We start from the raw sequence: 16,770 nt of genomic DNA, 5'->3' as shown, positions 1-16,770 counted from the left end.
CTTTCCTGCTGCTTCGAAAGGCGTAATTCCGTTTCCGGTGTTGTCACGTCGTCAGGCTACCCACTTCCTCGTTTCGGAGGGGTGTCGCGCAGCTGAGGAACCCTCGATCGGTCATCCTCGGAGCCGACCGCGGCTCTCCTGGAGGTAGCACGCGCCGCACAGCGACTCGTAGGTGACCGCCGTTCCGTCGATCGCGACCTGATCGCCGTCGAAGACGAAGCGGCCGTCCACGACGCGCCCGTTGAAGATCGCTTTGCGCCCGCACCGGCAGATCGTCTTCAGCTCCTCGAGGCTGTGGGCGATCTCCAGGAGCCGCCTGCTGCCCGGGAACGCGGCGGTGCGGAAGTCCGTGCGGATGCCGTAGGCCAGGACGGGCACGTTCTCGAGGATGGCGATCCGGAGCAGATCGTCGACGTGCGACTCCGGCAGGAACTGCGCCTCGTCGACGAGCAGAGCGCTCACGTCGCGCTTCGACTCGGCCAGGACGCGGGACCGGGCGGCGGTGAAGACGGCCACCGGGTCGCCGTCGGGCTCGAACAGGATGTCCACCGGACGGGTCACGCCGAGCCGCGACACGATCAGCTCCTCGCCCTTCGTGTCGACGGCCGGCTTGGCCAGCAGCACCCGGTGCCCGCGCTCCTCGTAGTTGTGCGCCGCCTGCAGGAGCGACGTGCTCTTCCCGCTGTTCATCGCTCCGTAGCGGAAGTACAGCTTGGCCATCAGGTCTCCTCGGGGCGGATCCGGAGGCTGCTCCCCCGGGGCGGGTGCGGGGCGGTCACGAGAGGAACCCGTCCTCGCCGGCGCGGCGGATCAGATCGGCCCGGCGGCTCGCGGGCCGCCCGACGGCGACGTACTTGCGGCGCACGCGCTGCAGGTAGGTCTTCGCGGTCTCGAACTGCACGTTCATCTTGGCGGCGACCTCGGGCGTGCTCGATCCGGACGCGTAGAGGCGCAGCGCCTCCAGCTCGCCGGCGCTGAGCCGCGGGCGCTGCTGCGCCGCGACTCCGGACGGCAGGGGCCGCCACTGCGCGGACGAGACGTCGGCCGAGCGCATCTCGAGAGCGGCCCGGGTCTGCTCCATCACCTCGGCGAGCGGGCGCGACTTCGCCAGGTGCCGCACGGCACCGGCCTTCAGAGCGCGCTCGCGGACCTCGTCGTCCTCGCTCGCGGAGAGCGCCACGACCGCGGCCCCCGCCGCCCGGCAGGTCCGGATCCGCGCCTCGATCGAGATCGGCTCACGCAGCTCGACGTCCATCACGACCACCTGAGTGGGGAACACGTCGCTCGTCACCAGGTCCTGCCAGGTGGAGGCCGCCACGACGACCTCGAAGTCCGGAGCGTGGGCGCGGATCCACGCGCTCGTCGCCGCGAGCAGGTCCTCGCGCGGGTCGAGCAGGCCGAGCCGGACCGGTCGGGGTGCCGCGTCGCGGGCGCTCCGGGCGGAGGAGCCCGAGGGCTCACCGGAGCGGGTGACCATGCGGACGATCCTAGCCGCGGCCGGACCCGCCGCCGGCTCAGAACAGCGTCGGCTGCCCGACGCCCGGCAGGACGGCGGCGCGCTCCGGACCGAGCTCCCCGACCAGCAGCCCGTCGTGCTGCAGGGAGCGCCGCTCGCCGCCGAGGGTCCGCAGCGTCCCGAGGGAGCCGAGGGCGGAGGACTTGACGGAGCCGGTGGCCGGGTCCTCCTCGCCGCGCTCGAGCCCGTGCGCGCGCATCAGCGGGCGGATGCGCGCCGAGAGCCAGCGCCGGTACTCGAGAGGCGCGTAGGCGTCGCGGCCCGGGTAGAGCGCGCGGTACCGGTCGACCAGCTCGGGGTGCTCCTGCCCGAGCCACTGCAGGAACCACTCCTTCACCCCGGGCTTGAGGTAGAGGGTCGAGTACATGATCGTGCTGGCGCCGGCCTCGCGGCAGGCCCGGAGCGACTCGTCGAGGTGCGCCCGGGTGTCGGTGAGGAACGGCAGGATCGGCATCAGGAACACCGAGCAGTCGAACCCGGCCTCTCGCGCCGCGGTGACCGTCGCCAGCCTGGCCGCCGCGGTCGGCGCACCCGGCTCGACGGAGCGCTGGAGGCCCTCGTCGTAGACGGCGATCGAGACGCCGAGGTCGACCGGCACGTGCTCGGCGGCCTCGCGGAGCAGAGGCAGATCGCGCCGCAGCAGCGAGCCCTTCGTGAGGATCGAGATCGGGGTGCCCGAGGCGGCGAGCGCGGCGATGATGCCCGGCATCAGCCGGTAGCGGCCCTCGGCGCGCTGGTAGGGATCGGTGTTGGTGCCGAGGGCCACGGGGTGCCGCTCCCAGCTCGGCTTCGCGAGCTCCCGGGTGAGGACCTCGGCGACGTTCACCTTGACGACGATCTGCGAGTCGAAGTCGCGGCCGCCGTCGAACTCGAGGTACTCGTGGGTGGGCCGGGCGAAGCAGTAGGTGCAGGCGTGGGTGCAGCCGCGCATCGGATTGATGCTCCAGCCGAACGGCATCTTCGAGGAGGTGTGCACACGGTTGAGCGCCGACTTCGCGAGCACCTCGTAGAAGGTGATGCCCTCGAACTCGGGCGTGCGCACCGTCCGCACCAGCTCGGTGAGCTTGACGAGCCCGGGCAGCGCGGCCTCGTCGGCCGTGCCGATCGACTGCCCGCTCCACCTCATGGAGCCATTAGAACATACGTTCGAACGGCGCGCACCCGATCAGACGGAGGCGGACAGCTCCAGCGTCTCGGCGGTCGCGCTGACCGTCTCCTCGGCCTTCTCGGGAGCGTCGTTGAGCGTCGAGCCGTAGCTCGGCACCAGCGCACGGATCCGCGGCTCCCAGGCCTTCATCCGGTCGGGGAAGCACTTCTGCACGATGTCGAGCATGATCGGCACGGCGGTCGAGGCTCCGGGCGAGGCGCCGAGCAGACCGGCGATCGTGCCGTCCCCTCCGGTGATGACCTCGGTGCCGAACTGCAGCACGCCGCCCTTCTTCTCGTCCTTCTTCATCACCTGGACGCGCTGGCCGGCCGTGATCAGGTACCAGTCCTCGTCGCGGGCGGTGGGCAGGAACTCGCGCAGGGCCTTCATCTTCTTGCCGCGGCCGGCGAGCACCTCGCCGATCAGGTACTTCATCAGGTCGAGGTTGTCGCGGGCGACCGCGAGCATCGGGCCGATGTTGTGCGGCCGGATCGACAGGGGCAGGTCGAGCCACGAGCCCCGCTTCAGGAACTTGGGCGTGAAGCCCGCGTAGGGGCCGAAGAGGAGGGACGACTCGCCGTCGACGACGCGCGCATCGAGGTGCGGCACCGACATCGGGGGCGCGCCGACCGCGGCCTTGCCGTAGACCTTGGCCTTGTGCCGGGCGACCAGCTCGGGGTTGTCGGTGCGGAGGAACTGCCCCGAGATGGGGAAGCCGCCGAAGCCCTTGATCTCCGGGATGCCCGACTTCTGCAGGAGGTGCAGCGCACCGCCGCCGGCGCCGACGAAGACGAAGCGGGCGGTCACCGTCTGGGGCGTGCCTCCGACGACCTGCTTGAGGTCGAGGCGCCAGGTGCCGTCCTTCTGCCGGGTGATGTCGGTGACCTCGCGGCCGGTGTCGAGCGTGCCGCCGTGGGCGACGACGTGGTCGAACAGCTGGTGGGTCAGCGAGCCGAAGTCGACGTCGGTGCCGGCCGGCATGCGCGTGGCCGCGTAGGGGCCGCCGCCGGCGGGACGCTGCTCCATCAGCAGCGGCGCCCACTCGTGGATGGTCTTGATGCTCTCGGTGAACTCGATGCCGGCGAACAGCGGCTGGTCCTTGAGCGCCTCGTAGCGCTTCCGGAGGTACTCGACATTGGCCTCGCCGTGCACGAAGGTCATGTGCGGTGCCGGGTTGATGAAGCTGGACGGCTCGCGGATGTCGCCGGACTCCACCAGGCTCGACCAGAACTGGCGCGAGACCTGGAACTGCTCGTTGATCTGGATCGCCTTGGCCGGGTCGACGGAGCCGTCGGCCGCCTCGGGCATGTAGTTCAGCTCGCAGAGGGCCGCGTGACCGGTGCCCGCGTTGTTCCACGGGTTCGACGACTCCTGCGCCACGTCGCCGAGGCGCTCGTAGGCGGCGATCGTCCAGTCGGGCTGCAGCTGGGTGATGAGGGCGCCGAGCGTGGCGCTCATGATGCCCCCACCGATGAGGGCGACGTCGACCGGTTCCGAGGAGTTCACGAGAGTTGAGTTTACGCTCGCCCGAGCAGGCCGCGGCGGGGAGGGGCCCCGCTCCCCCATCAAATTCGCGGCTTTTCCCAGAGGAAGGGGCCGGAGCGCTCGGCGCCGGCCCCTTCCGAGGAGATCAGGAGACGGGCTGCTTCGCCGCGATGAGCTCGGCGATCTGCACGGCGTTCAGAGCCGCGCCCTTGCGGAGGTTGTCGTTGCTGATGAAGAGCGCGAGGCCGCGTCCCTCCGGAGCGCCTTCATCGGCGCGGATGCGGCCGACGAAGCTCGGATCCTTGCCCGCGGCCTCCAGCGGAGTCGGCACCTCGCGCAGCACGACGCCCGGCGCGTCGGCCAGCAGCTCGCGCGCGCGCTCGGGGCTGAGGGCGGAGGCGAACTCGGCGTTGACGGAGAGCGAGTGGCCGGTGAAGACCGGGACGCGCACGCAGGTGCCCGAGACCAGGAGCTCCGGGAGCTCGAGGATGCGGCGGCTCTCGTTGCGGAGCTTCTTCTCCTCGTCGGTCTCGTTCGAGCCGTCCTCGACCAGGCTCCCGGCGAAGGGGATGACGTCGAAGGCGATCGGGGCGACGTACTTGTCCGGAGCGGGGAAGTCGACCGCCGAGCCGTCGTGCACCAGGTCGAGCAGGTGCTCGTCGGCGACGGCGGCGCGGACCTGCCCGGCCAGCTCGTTCGCTCCGGCCAGCCCGCTGCCGGACACGGCCTGGTAGGTGCTGACGATCAGGCGGGTGAGCCCCGCCTCGCGGTCGAGGACCTTGAGGATCGGCATCGCGGCCATCGTCGTGCAGTTCGGGTTGGCGATGATGCCCTTGACCGCCTGGTCGATGGCGTGGGGGTTCACCTCGCTGACCACCAGCGGGACCTCGGGGTCCATCCGCCAGGCGCTGGAGTTGTCGATCACGGTGACGCCGGCCGCGGCGAAGCGGGGCGCCTGCGCGCGCGAGCCCGTGGCTCCGGCCGAGAACAGGGCGATGTCCAGCCCCGACGGATCGGCGGTCTCCACGTCCTCGACAACGACGTCCTCGCCGCGGAACGGCAGCGTCGTGCCCGCCGAGCGGGCGGTGGCGAAGAAGCGGATGGACGCGACGGGGAAGTCGCGCTCCTCGAGGAGGCGGCGCATCACCTTCCCGACCTGGCCGGTCGCGCCGACGACGCCCACGTGGAGGGGGGTGCTGCTCATGCTGTGCTCTTTCGTCCGTGCGGCGCGCGGGCCGCTCGTGGCGGGGGGATCGAGGGAGAGGGTACCGGTCGGTCCGTCCGCTCGGGGGGAACGGCCGGATCGCGAGGTCGCTCGGCCGTCAGCGGCCGGTGCCGGCGTAGACGACGGCCTCGTCCTCGGCGTCGAGCCCGAAGGCGGTGTGCACGACGCGCAGGGCCTCGTTCACGGTGTCGGCGCGGGTGACGACCGAGATGCGGATCTCGCTGGTGGAGATCATCTCGATGTTGATCCCGGCCTCGTAGAGCGAGCGGAACAGCTTCGCCGAGACGCCGGCGTTGGTGCGCATCCCGGCGCCCACGAGCGCGAGCTTGGCGATCTGGTCGTCGTACTGCAGGGACTCGAAGCCGACCTCGTCCTTCTCGGCGTTGAGAGCCATGAGGACCGTCTGGCCGTCGGCCTTGGGCAGCGTGAACGAGATGTCGGTGCGGGCGGTGGCCGCGGCGGACACGTTCTGCACGATCATGTCGATGTTCGAGCCGGTCTTGGCCACGATCGTGAAGATCTGCGCGGCCTTGCCCGGGATGTCGGGGACTCCGACGACGGTGATCTTCGCCTCGTTCAGGTCGGCGGCGACTCCGGCGATGATGGGCTCTTCCACGGCTTGTCCGTTCTGCTCGGCGCCGGCGGTCTCGGCGTTGTAGACGATGGTGCCCTCGTTCGGGCTGAAGGAGGAGCGCACGTGGAGCGTGACTCCGTGGCGGCGGGCGAACTCGACGGCGCGGATGTGCAGCACCTTCGCGCCCGCGGCGGCCAGCTCGAGCATCTCCTCGCTGGTGATGCGGTCGAGCTTGCGGGCCTTCTTGACGACCCGCGGGTCGGCGGTGAAGACGCCGTCGACGTCGGTGTAGATCTCGCAGGTGTCGGCGCCGAGTCCCGCGGCGAGCGCGACGGCGGTGGTGTCCGAGCCGCCGCGGCCGAGGGTGGTGATGTCCTTCGTGTCGCGGTTGAAGCCCTGGAAGCCGGCGACGATGACGACGGCGTTCTCGTCGAGCGCCTCGCGGAGGCGGACCGGGGTGATGTCGACGATGCGGGCGGCGCCGTGCTGCGCGTCCGTGATCATGCCGGCCTGGCTGCCGGTGAAGGAGCGGGCCTCGAAGCCCATGCTCTTGATCGCCATCGCCAGCAGCGCCATCGAGATGCGCTCACCGGAGGAGAGCAGCATGTCGAGCTCGCGGGGGGCGGGGATGGGCGTGACCTGGTGGGCGAGCTCGAGCAGGTCGTCAGTGGTGTCGCCCATGGCCGAGACGGCGACGACCACGTCGTTGCCCGCCTGCTTGGTGGCGACGATCCGCTTCGCGACCCGCTTGATGCTCTCCGCGTCGGCGACGGAGGACCCGCCGAACTTCTGGACGATCAGGCTCACGTACTGCTCCCGTGTCGGTGGCTGGACCGCCGTCGCGACCCGACGGGCGAGTCTACCGGTCGACCGCATGCCGGAGCGGTCATGCGACTCCGGCGGCCGTGTCAGTTCTCGACGAGCCGACGGCCCTCGAAGGCGCGGCCGAGAGTGATCTCGTCGGCGTACTCGAGGTCTCCGCCGACGGGCAGCCCGGAGGCCAGCCGGGTGATGCGGATGCCGAGGGTGCTGAGCATGCGCGAGAGGTAGGTCGCCGTCGCCTCGCCCTCGAGGTTCGGGTCGGTCGCGATGATGACCTCCTGCACCTCGCCGTCCGCGAGCCGCTGCAGCAGCTGGCGGATGCGGAGCTGATCCGGGCCGATGCCGTCGATCGGGCTGATCGCGCCGCCGAGCACGTGGTAGAGCCCGCGGAACTCGCGGGTGCGCTCGATCGCCGGGACGTCCTTCGCCTCCTCCACGACGCAGATGACGGCGCGGCTGCGGCGCGGATCGCGGCAGATCCCGCAGGTCGCCTCCTCCGCGACGTTCCCGCAGATGTCACAGAAGTGCACCCGATCGCGCAGCTCGAGCAGGATCTCGGCGAGCCGGGTGACGTCGAACGTCTCGGTCTGCAGGATGTGGAACGCGATGCGCTGGGCGGACTTCGGGCCGATGCCGGGGAGCCGGCCGAGCTCGTCGATCAGCTCCTGGACGATGCCTTCGTACATGCGGTCGCCTCCTCTCGGGTGGGGCGGACGGGGGTGGCGGTGCGGGCGGCGGCGGGGCGGCGGCGGGGTCTCACGCGCCGGTCACGCGAGGGCCGCGCGGCGTGTGGGGCTGCTCCTCGATGAACTGGGCACCGAGGATCTCGCGCACGACCGCCTCGCCGTAGCGCTGACGGCCGTCGGCGGTCGCCGAGCGGGTCGTGCGGGTGACCGGGCGCGCGGCCGGAGCCGGACACTCGGCGACGGGGGCGGGCCGCGACGGGGCGGCGGGCTCGGGCGCGGCGGCGGGCTCGCCGGGGGGCGCGACGGTCGCCCAGGAGTCGGGCATCGGCGGCTCGACAGGCGGCATGTCCTCCTCCGGCGGCTCCTCGTCGAACGGGGGCTCGTCGCCGGCAGGAGCGGCTGCCGCGGGAGCGGCGGCGACGGGAGCGGCGGCGCGCGCCGGCTCGGGGGCCGCGGCGGGCGCCTCGACCGGACCGGAGGGAGCCGCCGCCTCGGCCGCCGGGGTCGGATCGGCGGGGATCGCCACCGTGGCCCAGCCGTCGGAGCCGGTCGCGGCCGCGGCCGCCGCAGCCGGGGCGGGTGCCGCGGGCGCCTCGACGGCGGCGCGCTCGGCCTCCGGGGCGGCGGCGCGCGGCTCGACGCGGGCGATGTACTTCACCCGCAGGCCGAGGACCTGCTGGATGGCCTGACGCAGGTGCTCGCTGACCCCGGGCTGGCCCGCGGTGCCCGGCATCTTGAACGACTCGACATCGTTCTGGCTCGGGAACGAGAGGGTCAGCACGTCGTCCTTGAGGGCGCGCACCTGGGCGGTGTAGGCCACCAGCCAGGCGGTCATCCTCGCCTTCTGCACGACCTCGAGGATCTCGGGCCAGGTGTCCTTCATCCGCTGGAGGGTGATCGCGCCGTCGGCGGGGGCCTCGGGTGCGGAGGTGGTGGGCGCGGCGGCGGCCGGCGCAGGGGCAGGCGCAGGGGCAGGGGCAGGGGCAGGGGCAGGGGCAGGGGACGCCGCGGCCTGGTCCGACGGCTCCTGCTCGACCGGCTCCGGACGAGCCGTCCCGGCGGTCGTCGCGCGCGGGCGCCCCGGTCCGGTCGGTGCGGACTCGTTCGCCTCCGGCGCGGCCGCCGTCTCCTCGGGCTCCTTCACCGGCGGCGCGGCGACCGGTGCGGACGCGGTCACCGGCGCCTCGGTGCGCGGAGCGGCCGCGAGGGACTCGGGCACCGAGCCGGGAGCGGCGGCGTGCGAGGCGTGGTGGGGCTCGGACGCGCGAGACGGCTCGGACGACCGCGCGGCGGGCACCGCGGTCTCGCGCGGCGCGGCGACGTGCCGCGGGCGCTCCTCCTGCGCCGCAGCGGGGGCGATGCCGGCGCCGGTGCCGTGCACCAGGGTGCGGGCGATCATCAGCTCGAGGTGCAGGCGCGGCGAGGTCGCACCGGTCATCTCGGTGAGGGCCTCGTTGACCACGTCGGCGATGCGGGAGAGCTCGGCCAGGCCGAGCGCGCGCGACTGGCCGGCCATGCGGTCGAGCTCGTCCTGCGAGACGCCGCGGAGCACGGCGGAGGCCGCTCCCCCTGTCGCCGCGACGACGATCAGGTCGCGGAGCCTCTCGAGCAGGTCCTCGACGAAGCGGCGCGGGTCCTGCCCCGTCTGGATGACGCGGTCGACCGCTCCGAACGCCTCGGCGGAGTCGTGCTCGGCGAGCGCGTCGACCACCTCGTCGAGGAGGGCGCCGTGGGTGTAGCCGAGGAGGGCGACGGCCCGCTCGTACTCGACGGTCTCGGCCTCGGAGCCGGCCATCAGCTGGTCGAGCAGGGAGAGGGTGTCGCGGACGGACCCGCCGCCCGCACGGACCACGAGCGGCAGCACGCCGGCCGCCACGTGCACGCCCTCGCGCTCGCAGAGCTCCTGCGTGTAGTCGAGCATCTGGGCCGGCGGGACGAGCCGGAACGGGTAGTGGTGCGTGCGCGAGCGGATCGTGCCGATGACCTTGTCGGGCTCCGTGGTCGCGAAGATGAACTTCACGTGCTCCGGCGGCTCCTCCACGATCTTGAGCAGCGCGTTGAAGCCCTGCGGCGTGACCATGTGCGCCTCGTCGAGGATGAAGATCTTGAAGCGGTCGCGAGCCGGGGCGAAGATGGCGCGCTCGCGCAGATCGCGCGCGTCGTCGACTCCGTTGTGGCTCGCCGCGTCGATCTCGACCACGTCGAGCGAGCCCTGGCCCTCGCGGCTGAGCTCGACGCAGCTGTCGCAGACGCCGCAGGGGGTGTCGGTCGGCCCCGTCGCGCAGTTGAGGCAGCGGGCGAGGATGCGCGCCGAGGTGGTCTTGCCGCAGCCGCGGGGACCGCTGAAGAGGTAGGCGTGGTTGACGCGGTTGGTGCGGAGCGCCGTCATGAGCGGATCCGTCACCTGGGACTGGCCGATCATCTCGGCGAACGTCTCGGGCCGGTACCGGCGATACAGGGCTGCTACCACCCGACAAGAGTAGCCGCGACCTCCGACACCGGAGCCGGGCGGCGGAGACCGGAGCCCGCGTAGCCTCGGTCCCGTGCTCCCGCCGCCGCTCCCCCGCTTCGACGCGGTCGTGCTCGCGGGCGGACAAGCCTCCCGCCTCGGCGGCGCGGTCAAGCCGCTCCTGCGGCACCGCGAGTCGACGCTCCTCGGCACGGCTCTCGCAGCCGTGCGCGGAGCCGGGAGGCGGGTCGTGGCCGGACCGTCGTCGCTCGCACCGGCCGTCGACGGCGCCGGTCTCGTCCAGGAGGATCCCCCGTTCGGCGGCCCGGTCGCGGGCCTGGCCGCCGCGCTGCCCCTGCTCGACCGGCCGGGCGCTCCGGAGTGGGTCGTCGTGCTCGCCGCCGATCTCGTCGCTCCCGCTCCCGCCGTGCACCGGCTGCTGGAGGTCGCGGCGAGCGCCGTCGAGGGCTCCCTCCTCGCCGTCGACGCCGACGGCCGCGCCCAGCAGCTCCTCGGCGTGCACCGGCGGGCGGCCCTGCTCGACGCGCTCGCCGCGCTCGGCAATCCCGACGGCGCCTCGGTGCGCGCCCTCCTCCGGGACCCGCCTCCGCGGCTCGTGGCGGTCCCCGGGGGGACGACCGACGACGTCGACGCGCCCGCCGACGCGCTCCGGCACGGGATCGACCTGCCGGGCCCGCGCGGCGCAGACTGAGCGGATGGACGACACCACCGGCCCCCGCTCCTCCGCCTCCGACGGCGCCCGCCCCACCGAGGAGGTGCTCGCCGACTGGTGGGCCGAGCTGTGCTCCGCGCTCGGCCTCGGCGAGGTCCCGGTGGACCGGGACGCCCTGCTCGCCCTCGCCGGTCGCGCGGCGCACGGAGTGGTCCGGCCGGCGGCTCCGCTGACGACGTTCCTGGCGGGCTACGCAGCGGGCCTCGCCGGGGGCGGGCGGGACGCGCTCGACGCGGCGCTCGCGGCCTCGCACCGGGCGGTGGACGACCGTCCGCACGCCTCCTGAGACGCTACTCCACCGGCCTCGATCCGGCACCAGGCCGACGCCGTACGGTTCCCCCGAGTCCCGGTGCCGCGGCTCGGACCGAGCGCGGCGCAGGACTCCCGCGGCCGACTGCGCCGCGGTCGTCCATCTGAAGGAGCCCCGCATGTCAGGCAACAGAGCCGTCGCCTACAAGTCCCCCGGAGTCGTCGAGGTCATCGACATCGACTACCCGACCTTCGAGCTGAAGGACGGACCCGGCGTCAATCCGGCGAACATCGGGCGGAAGCTGCCGCACGGCGCCATCCTCCGCACCGTCTCAACGAACATCTGCGGCTCGGACCAGCACATGGTCCGCGGCCGCACCACGGCCCCGTCGGACCTCGTGCTCGGCCACGAGATCACCGGCGAGGTGGTGGAGGTCGGCCCCGACGTCGAGTTCGTCAAGGTCGGCGACATCGTGTCCGTGCCGTTCAACATCGCCTGCGGCCGCTGCCGCAACTGCAAGGAGCGCAAGACCGGCATCTGCCTCAACGTGAATCCGGACCGCCCGGGCAGCGCATACGGCTACGTCGACATGGGCGGCTGGGTCGGCGGACAGGCCGAGTACGTGATGGTCCCCTACGCCGACTGGAACCTGCTGGTGTTCCCGGACCGCGATCAGGCGCTCGAGAAGATCCTCGACCTGACGATGCTCTCGGACATCTTCCCGACGGGATTCCACGGCGCGGTGACCGCCGGGGTCGGCGTCGGCTCCACGGTCTACGTCGCAGGGGCGGGTCCGGTCGGACTGGCCGCGGCGGTCGGAGCGCAGCTGCTCGGAGCGGCCGTCGTGATCGTCGCCGACCTCAACGAGGAGCGTCTGGCGCAGGCGCGCTCCTTCGGCTGCGAGACGGTCGACGTCTCGAAGGGCGATCCGGCGGGCCAGATCGAGCAGATCCTCGGAGTGCCCGAGGTCGACTGCGGAGTGGACGCCGTCGGCTTCGAGGCGCACGGCAACGGCGCCGACTCGGGGAAGGAGGCGCCGGCGACGGTGCTGAACTCGCTGATGTCGATCACCGCGGCGGGCGGCGCCCTCGGCATCCCGGGCCTCTACGTCACGGGAGACCCGGGCGGAGTCGACGAGGCGGCCCAGGAGGGCTCGCTGTCGATCCGGCTCGGGCTCGGCTGGGCGAAGTCGCTGTCCTTCACCACGGGCCAGTGCCCGGTGATGAAGTACAACCGGCAGCTGATGATGGCGATCCTGCACGACCGGGTGCACATCGCCGACGCGGTCCAGGCGACCGCGATCAGCCTGGACGACGCTCCCCGCGGCTACGCCGACTTCGACAAGGGCGCCGCGAAGAAGTTCGTGCTGAACCCGAACGGCTACCTGGGATGACCGACGGGGCGGGTCCTGCCCAGGGCCCGCCCCGAGCCCCGGGAGAATGGACGGGATGAGCGCGCACGGGCACGAGGCGACCGACTGGGACGAGGCCCGGCGGATCGTCGGCGACGCCGTGGCGCGCTCGAGCGTCTCGACCGTCCCCCTCCTCGGCGCCCGCGGAGCCGTCGTCGACCACGACGTCGCCGCCGCGCGGCCGCTCCCCCATTACGACTCCTCGGCCATGGACGGCTGGGCCGTGCGCGGCCCCGGGCCCTGGGCGCTCGAGGTCGGCACCGCCGCTCCGATCGTCACCGGCGCCGCCGTGCCCGAGTGGAGCGACGCGGTGCTGCCGACCGAGCAGGGCGCTGTCCACGACGACCTGCTCACGGCCCGGGCGCCCCTCCCGCCCGGCCGCCACATCCGGCGCGCGGGCGACGAGGCCGCGCGCGGAGCCGTGCTGGTCGGCGCCGGGACACGCCTCACTCCCGCGCACCTCGCCCTGCTCGCGGTCGCCGGGATCGACGCGCTCGACGTCCGCCCGCCCGCCGCGGTCGACCTGCTCCTCACCGGGGACGAGGTCGACACCGAGGGGATGCCGCCTGCGGGACGCGTGCGCGACGCGTTCACGCCGCTGCTGCCCGCGCTCGTCGAGCTCTCGGGCGGAGCCGTGGGAGAGGTCGTGCGCCGCGGCGACGACGAGGACGCGATCGCCCGGACACTGCTGGCGGGCACGGCGCCGATCCTGCTCACCACGGGCGGGACCGGGCGCTCCCGGGTGGATGCGGTCCGCCGCGCCCTCGATGCCGTGGGGGCGCGCGTCCTCGTCGACGGCGTCGGCATGCGCCCCGGCCACCCGACGATGGCTGCGCTGCTGCCGGGCGGGACGCTGGTGATCGCGCTGCCGGGCAATCCGCTCGCCGCACTGCTCGCCGCGCTCTCCTTCCTGCCGCCGGCCCTCGACGCGGTGTCCGGCGCCGCTGCCCGCCCCCTCGGCCGCGGCGTCCTCGCCGAGCCGCTCGGGCGCGCGGGGACCACGGTGCTCGTGCCCGTCTCCTCCGGCGAGGACGGCTGGCGGGCCTCCGCGGGCATCCGCTCGCACATGCTGACCGGGCTCGCCGCCTCGGAGGCCGTCGCCGTGGTGCCCGCACCGGGGGCGGCGGCGGGCGACTCCGTGCGCCTGCTGCCGCTGCCCTGGTGAGGCCTAGGACGCGGGCTCGAGGCGGATCACGACCGACTTCGAGGTCGGCGTGTTGCTGATCTTCGCGGTCGAGTCCAGCGGCACGAGGACGTTCGTCTCGGGGTAGTAGGCGGCCGCGCAGCCGCGGGGCGTGTCGTACGCCACGACGCGGAACGCCTCCGCCCGCCGCTCGACACCGTCGGGCCACTCCGAGACCAGGTCGACCATCGCGCCGTCCGCGAAGCCCAGCTCGGCGACGTCGTCGGCGTGGACGAAGACCACCCGACGGCCGTCGTGGATCCCGCGGTAGCGGTCGTCCTTGCCGTAGATCGTGGTGTTGAACTGGTCGTGCGAGCGCAGCGTCTGCAGCAGCAGCCTGCCCTCCGGCACCCGCGGATACTCGAGTGGATTCGCGGTGAAGCGGGCCAGCCCCGAGGGGGTGTCGAAGCGTCGCGAGTCGCGCGGCGGATGCGGGAGGACGAAGCCGCCGGGCACGTCGATCCGGGCCTCGAAGCCGTCGAAGCCGGGGACGACGTTGGCGATGTGTGAGCGGATGCGGCGGTAGTCGTCGCGCAATCCCGCCCAGTCGACCCGCGGGACGTTCTCGCGGCCCTCGAGCAGCCGCTCCGCGATCCCCGTGAGGATCGCCACCTCCGAGCGCAGGCCCGGGCTCGGCGGGCGCAGGCGGCCCCGGGAGGCGTGCACGGCGCTCATCGAGTCCTCGACCGTGACCCGCTGCTCGCCCGAGCGCTGCACGTCGGAGTCGGTGCGGCCGAGGGTGGGCAGGATCAGCGCGCGCCGGCCGGTGACCACGTGCGAGCGGTTGAGCTTGGTCGAGACGTGCACGGTGAGGGCGAGCGAGCGCATCGCCGCCTCCGTCACTCCGCTGTCGGGCGTCGCCCGGGCGAAGTTGCCGCCGAGTCCCATGAACACGCGGGCCTTCCCGTCGCGCATCGCCCGGATCGCGGCGACCGTGTCCGTCCCGTGCACGCGCGGGGAGGAGAAGGAGAACTCGCGATCCAGCGCGTCGTGGAAGGAGTCCGGCATCCGCTCGAAGATGCCCATCGTGCGGTCGCCCTGCACGTTCGAGTGGCCGCGCACCGGGCAGACGCCCGCGCCCGGCTTGCCGATGTTGCCGGTGAGCAGGAGCACGTTCACGACGTCCTTGAGCGTCGCCACGGAGTGCGCGTGCTGGGTGAGGCCCATCGCCCAGCAGACGACGGTGCCCTCGGACGCCGCGATCAGCTCGGCGACGGTGCGGATGCGCGTCTCGTCGATCCCGCTCGCCCGCTCGATCTCGTCCCACTGGACCTCCCGCAGCCCGTGGAGGTACTCGGCGAGGCCGCCGGTGCTCTCGCGGATGAAGGCGTGGTCGAACACGTCGCCGCGCGCCTCCTCCGCCTCGAGCAGCGCCTTGCCCAGACCCTGGAACAGGGCCTGGTCGCCACCCAGCCGGACCTGCAGGAAGTGGTCGGCGAGGGCCGTGCCGTCGCCCAGCGTGCCGCGGACGGTCTGCGGGTTCTGGAAGCGGAGCAGCCCCGCCTCCGGCAGCGGATTCACGGCGACGATGGTGCCGCCGGCGCGCTTGGCGCGCTCCAGAGCTGTCAGCATCCGCGGGTGGTTCGTGCCGGGGTTCTGGCCGGCGACGATGATGAGCGGCGCCCGCTCCACGTCGCGCAGGCTCACCGAGCCCTTGCCGATCCCGATCGTCTCGGTGAGGGCGGAGCCGCTGGACTCGTGGCACATGTTGGAGCAGTCGGGCAGATTGTTGGTGCCGAAGCCGCGGACCATCAGCTGGTAGACGAAGGCCGACTCGTTCGAGGTCCGGCCGGAGGTGTAGAAGATCGCCTCGTCGGGGCTCGCGCAGGCGCGCAGCTCCTCGGCGACGAGGTCGAGCGCCTCGTCCCAGCCCACGGGCCGGTAGTGCGTCGCGCCCTCCTCCAGCAGCATCGGCTCGGTGAGCCGGCCCTGCTGGCCGAGTGCGAAGTCGTCCCACTCCTCCAGCTCCGAGACGGGGTGCGCGGCGAAGAACGCCGACGTGACGGTGCGGAGCGTCGCCTCCTCGGCGACAGCCTTCGCCCCGTTCTCGCAGAACTCGGCGACGTGGCGCTTGTCGTTCTCGGGCCAGGCGCAGCCCGGGCAGTCGAATCCGGTCTTCTGGTTCACCCGCAGGAGCGTCTCGGCGCTGCGCACCGGGCCCATCTGCTTGAGCGAGATCTCGAGGGCGTGGGCGACGCCGGGGATCCCGACGGCGCGTCTCTTCGGCGACCGGACGGAGAGGCGGCTCTCGTCGATCGGACTCTCGCGGGGCTCGGCGTCATCGACCATTCCTGCATCGTACGTCCGCACCCCGGCAGCGCTCCCGGTTCCCGGTGGGAGGATGACCTCCACCGCCTGAGGAGACCCATGAGCCGCAGTGTCGCCCGCACCCGCCTGACCGCCGTCCGCGCCGATGATCCGCCGCGCCGCCGCGAGGACGTCCTGGCCGTCGAGGAGCCGCTCGAGATCCGCGTCGGCGGACGGCGCTTCAGCGTGACCATGCGCACGCCCGGCGACGACTTCGATCTGGTCGCCGGGTTCCTGGTGTCCGAGGGGGTGCTCACCGAGTCGGAGCAGCTCGCGGCGATGCGCTACTGCGCCAGCGGCTCCGGGCCCGGCGAGAACACGTACAACGTGGTCGACGCGAGCGTACGCGGGGGGCGGGAGGCGGTGCTGCTCGAGCGCGAGCGGTCGGTGTACACGACGAGCTCGTGCGGAGTGTGCGGGCTCGCATCGCTCGAAGCGGTCGCCACCGACTCGGCGTGGAGCGTGGCGGAGGACGGGCTGCGGGTCGAGCGGGAGCTGCTGGTCTCGCTCCCGGACCGGCTCCGCGAGGCGCAGGCGGTGTTCGAGCGGACGGGCGGCGTCCATGCCGCCGGGCTGTTCGACGCGGACGGCTCGCTGCTGGCGCTCCGGGAGGACGTCGGGCGGCACAACGCTGTGGACAAGGTGGTCGGCTGGGGGCTCCGGACGGGACGGCTGCCGTTGCGGGGGACGCTGCTGCAGGTCTCGGGGCGCGCCTCGTTCGAGCTGGTGCAGAAGGCCGTGATGGCCGGCATCCCCCTGCTCGCCGCGGTCGGCGCTCCGTCGTCGCTGGCGGTGGACCTGGCCCGCGACTCCGGCCTCACCCTGATCGGCTTCAGCCGCGGCTCCGGCTTCAACCTCTACGCGGGCGACGCCCGCCTGCTGCCCTGAGCAGCGGGCTCCTTGAGCGGCCCATGCTGATCGAGGAGCTCGCGCAGCGGGCGTGTCGAGATCCCCCACCGTTGTACTGGGCGGGTCTCGATAC

At 73.0% G+C, this 16,770-nt stretch carries 14 protein-coding genes; 5 read left to right on the top strand and 9 right to left on the bottom strand.

Features of this window, described 5'->3' with window-relative positions:
* Nucleotides 1–111: 111 nt before the first annotated feature.
* The 8 genes from GSU45_RS04845 to GSU45_RS04810 form a co-directional block, all read right to left on the bottom strand.
* The gene (locus GSU45_RS04845; protein WP_159913161.1) at nucleotides 112–720 is read right to left on the bottom strand and encodes a thymidine kinase; all 609 of its coding nucleotides are present in this window, start codon (nucleotides 718–720) and stop codon (nucleotides 112–114) included.
* A gap of 55 nt (nucleotides 721–775) precedes the next feature.
* Nucleotides 776–1,477, bottom strand: coding sequence for a DNA-binding response regulator (locus tag GSU45_RS04840; protein WP_244248220.1), 702 nt, complete (start codon nucleotides 1,475–1,477; stop codon nucleotides 776–778).
* Between the two features lie 37 nt (nucleotides 1,478–1,514).
* Nucleotides 1,515–2,642: an Rv2578c family radical SAM protein gene (locus GSU45_RS04835; RefSeq protein ID WP_159913159.1), complete on the bottom strand. Its 1,128-nt coding sequence runs from the start codon at nucleotides 2,640–2,642 to the stop codon at nucleotides 1,515–1,517.
* 39 nt (nucleotides 2,643–2,681) lie between these two features.
* Nucleotides 2,682–4,169, bottom strand: coding sequence for a malate:quinone oxidoreductase (locus GSU45_RS04830; RefSeq protein WP_279631109.1), 1,488 nt, complete (start codon nucleotides 4,167–4,169; stop codon nucleotides 2,682–2,684).
* 124 nt (nucleotides 4,170–4,293) lie between these two features.
* A complete protein-coding gene (locus GSU45_RS04825; protein ID WP_159913155.1) occupies nucleotides 4,294–5,352 on the bottom strand; it encodes an aspartate-semialdehyde dehydrogenase in 1,059 nt (352 codons plus the stop codon).
* Nucleotides 5,353–5,470: 118 nt separating this feature from the next.
* Nucleotides 5,471–6,754 carry an aspartate kinase gene (locus GSU45_RS04820; RefSeq protein WP_104222160.1) on the bottom strand — a complete coding sequence of 428 codons (1,284 nt, stop codon included), beginning with the start codon at nucleotides 6,752–6,754 and terminating at the stop codon, nucleotides 5,471–5,473.
* Between the two features lie 101 nt (nucleotides 6,755–6,855).
* Nucleotides 6,856–7,455, bottom strand: coding sequence for a recombination mediator RecR (recR, locus tag GSU45_RS04815; protein ID WP_159913153.1), 600 nt, complete (start codon nucleotides 7,453–7,455; stop codon nucleotides 6,856–6,858).
* 70 nt (nucleotides 7,456–7,525) lie between these two features.
* Nucleotides 7,526–9,925: a DNA polymerase III subunit gamma and tau gene (locus GSU45_RS04810; protein ID WP_159913151.1), complete on the bottom strand. Its 2,400-nt coding sequence runs from the start codon at nucleotides 9,923–9,925 to the stop codon at nucleotides 7,526–7,528.
* A 73-nt stretch (nucleotides 9,926–9,998) separates the two neighbouring features.
* Here GSU45_RS04810 and GSU45_RS04805 point away from each other — a divergent pair, with 73 nt between their 5' ends.
* The 4 genes from GSU45_RS04805 (at nucleotide 9,999) to GSU45_RS04790 (ending at nucleotide 13,463) form a co-directional block, all read left to right on the top strand.
* On the top strand, nucleotides 9,999–10,616 hold the full coding sequence (locus GSU45_RS04805) for a nucleotidyltransferase family protein (RefSeq protein WP_244248219.1): 618 nt from the start codon (nucleotides 9,999–10,001) through the stop codon (nucleotides 10,614–10,616).
* Between the two features lie 4 nt (nucleotides 10,617–10,620).
* Complete coding sequence (locus tag GSU45_RS04800) at nucleotides 10,621–10,923, top strand: DUF6457 domain-containing protein (protein ID WP_244248218.1); 303 nt, start codon at nucleotides 10,621–10,623, stop codon at nucleotides 10,921–10,923.
* Nucleotides 10,924–11,065: 142 nt separating this feature from the next.
* Entirely contained in the window at nucleotides 11,066–12,280 is a 1,215-nt protein-coding gene (gene fdhA / locus GSU45_RS04795) for a formaldehyde dehydrogenase, glutathione-independent (protein ID WP_104225123.1), read from the top strand.
* A gap of 55 nt (nucleotides 12,281–12,335) precedes the next feature.
* Nucleotides 12,336–13,463, top strand: a complete 1,128-nt coding sequence (locus GSU45_RS04790) for a molybdopterin molybdotransferase MoeA (RefSeq protein ID WP_159913149.1) — start codon at nucleotides 12,336–12,338, stop codon at nucleotides 13,461–13,463.
* A gap of 3 nt (nucleotides 13,464–13,466) precedes the next feature.
* Here GSU45_RS04790 and GSU45_RS04785 read toward each other — a convergent pair whose 3' ends face one another.
* Entirely contained in the window at nucleotides 13,467–15,770 is a 2,304-nt protein-coding gene (locus GSU45_RS04785; protein WP_159913147.1) for an FdhF/YdeP family oxidoreductase, read from the bottom strand.
* Nucleotides 15,771–15,848: 78 nt separating this feature from the next.
* Between GSU45_RS04785 and fdhD the strand changes: the two genes are divergently transcribed.
* Nucleotides 15,849–16,676 carry a formate dehydrogenase accessory sulfurtransferase FdhD gene (fdhD, locus tag GSU45_RS04780; RefSeq protein WP_159913145.1) on the top strand — a complete coding sequence of 276 codons (828 nt, stop codon included), beginning with the start codon at nucleotides 15,849–15,851 and terminating at the stop codon, nucleotides 16,674–16,676.
* Nucleotides 16,677–16,770: the final 94 nt, after the last annotated feature.

The sequence above is a fragment of the Rathayibacter sp. VKM Ac-2801 genome, assembly GCF_009834245.1.
Classification (GTDB): domain Bacteria; phylum Actinomycetota; class Actinomycetes; order Actinomycetales; family Microbacteriaceae; genus Rathayibacter.
The sequence above is the reverse complement of the archived record's forward strand: the minus strand, read 5'-3'. Positions and strand labels throughout refer to the sequence as shown.

Bases quoted from the DNA above. Each gene is read 5' to 3' on its own strand.
- recR (WP_159913153.1), bottom strand. From the start codon at position 7,455: ATGTACGAAGGCATCGTCCAGGAGCTGATCGACGAGCTCGGCCGGCTC.
- GSU45_RS04840 (WP_244248220.1), bottom strand. From the start codon at position 1,477: ATGGTCACCCGCTCCGGTGAGCCCTCGGGCTCCTCCGCCCGGAGCGCC.
- fdhA (WP_104225123.1), top strand. From the start codon at position 11,066: ATGTCAGGCAACAGAGCCGTCGCCTACAAGTCCCCCGGAGTCGTCGAG.
- GSU45_RS04835 (WP_159913159.1), bottom strand. From the start codon at position 2,642: ATGAGGTGGAGCGGGCAGTCGATCGGCACGGCCGACGAGGCCGCGCTG.
- GSU45_RS04800 (WP_244248218.1), top strand. From the start codon at position 10,621: ATGGACGACACCACCGGCCCCCGCTCCTCCGCCTCCGACGGCGCCCGC.
- GSU45_RS04785 (WP_159913147.1), bottom strand. From the start codon at position 15,770: ATGGTCGATGACGCCGAGCCCCGCGAGAGTCCGATCGACGAGAGCCGC.
- GSU45_RS04790 (WP_159913149.1), top strand. From the start codon at position 12,336: ATGAGCGCGCACGGGCACGAGGCGACCGACTGGGACGAGGCCCGGCGG.
- fdhD (WP_159913145.1), top strand. From the start codon at position 15,849: ATGAGCCGCAGTGTCGCCCGCACCCGCCTGACCGCCGTCCGCGCCGAT.
- GSU45_RS04845 (WP_159913161.1), bottom strand. From the start codon at position 720: ATGGCCAAGCTGTACTTCCGCTACGGAGCGATGAACAGCGGGAAGAGC.
- GSU45_RS04825 (WP_159913155.1), bottom strand. From the start codon at position 5,352: ATGAGCAGCACCCCCCTCCACGTGGGCGTCGTCGGCGCGACCGGCCAG.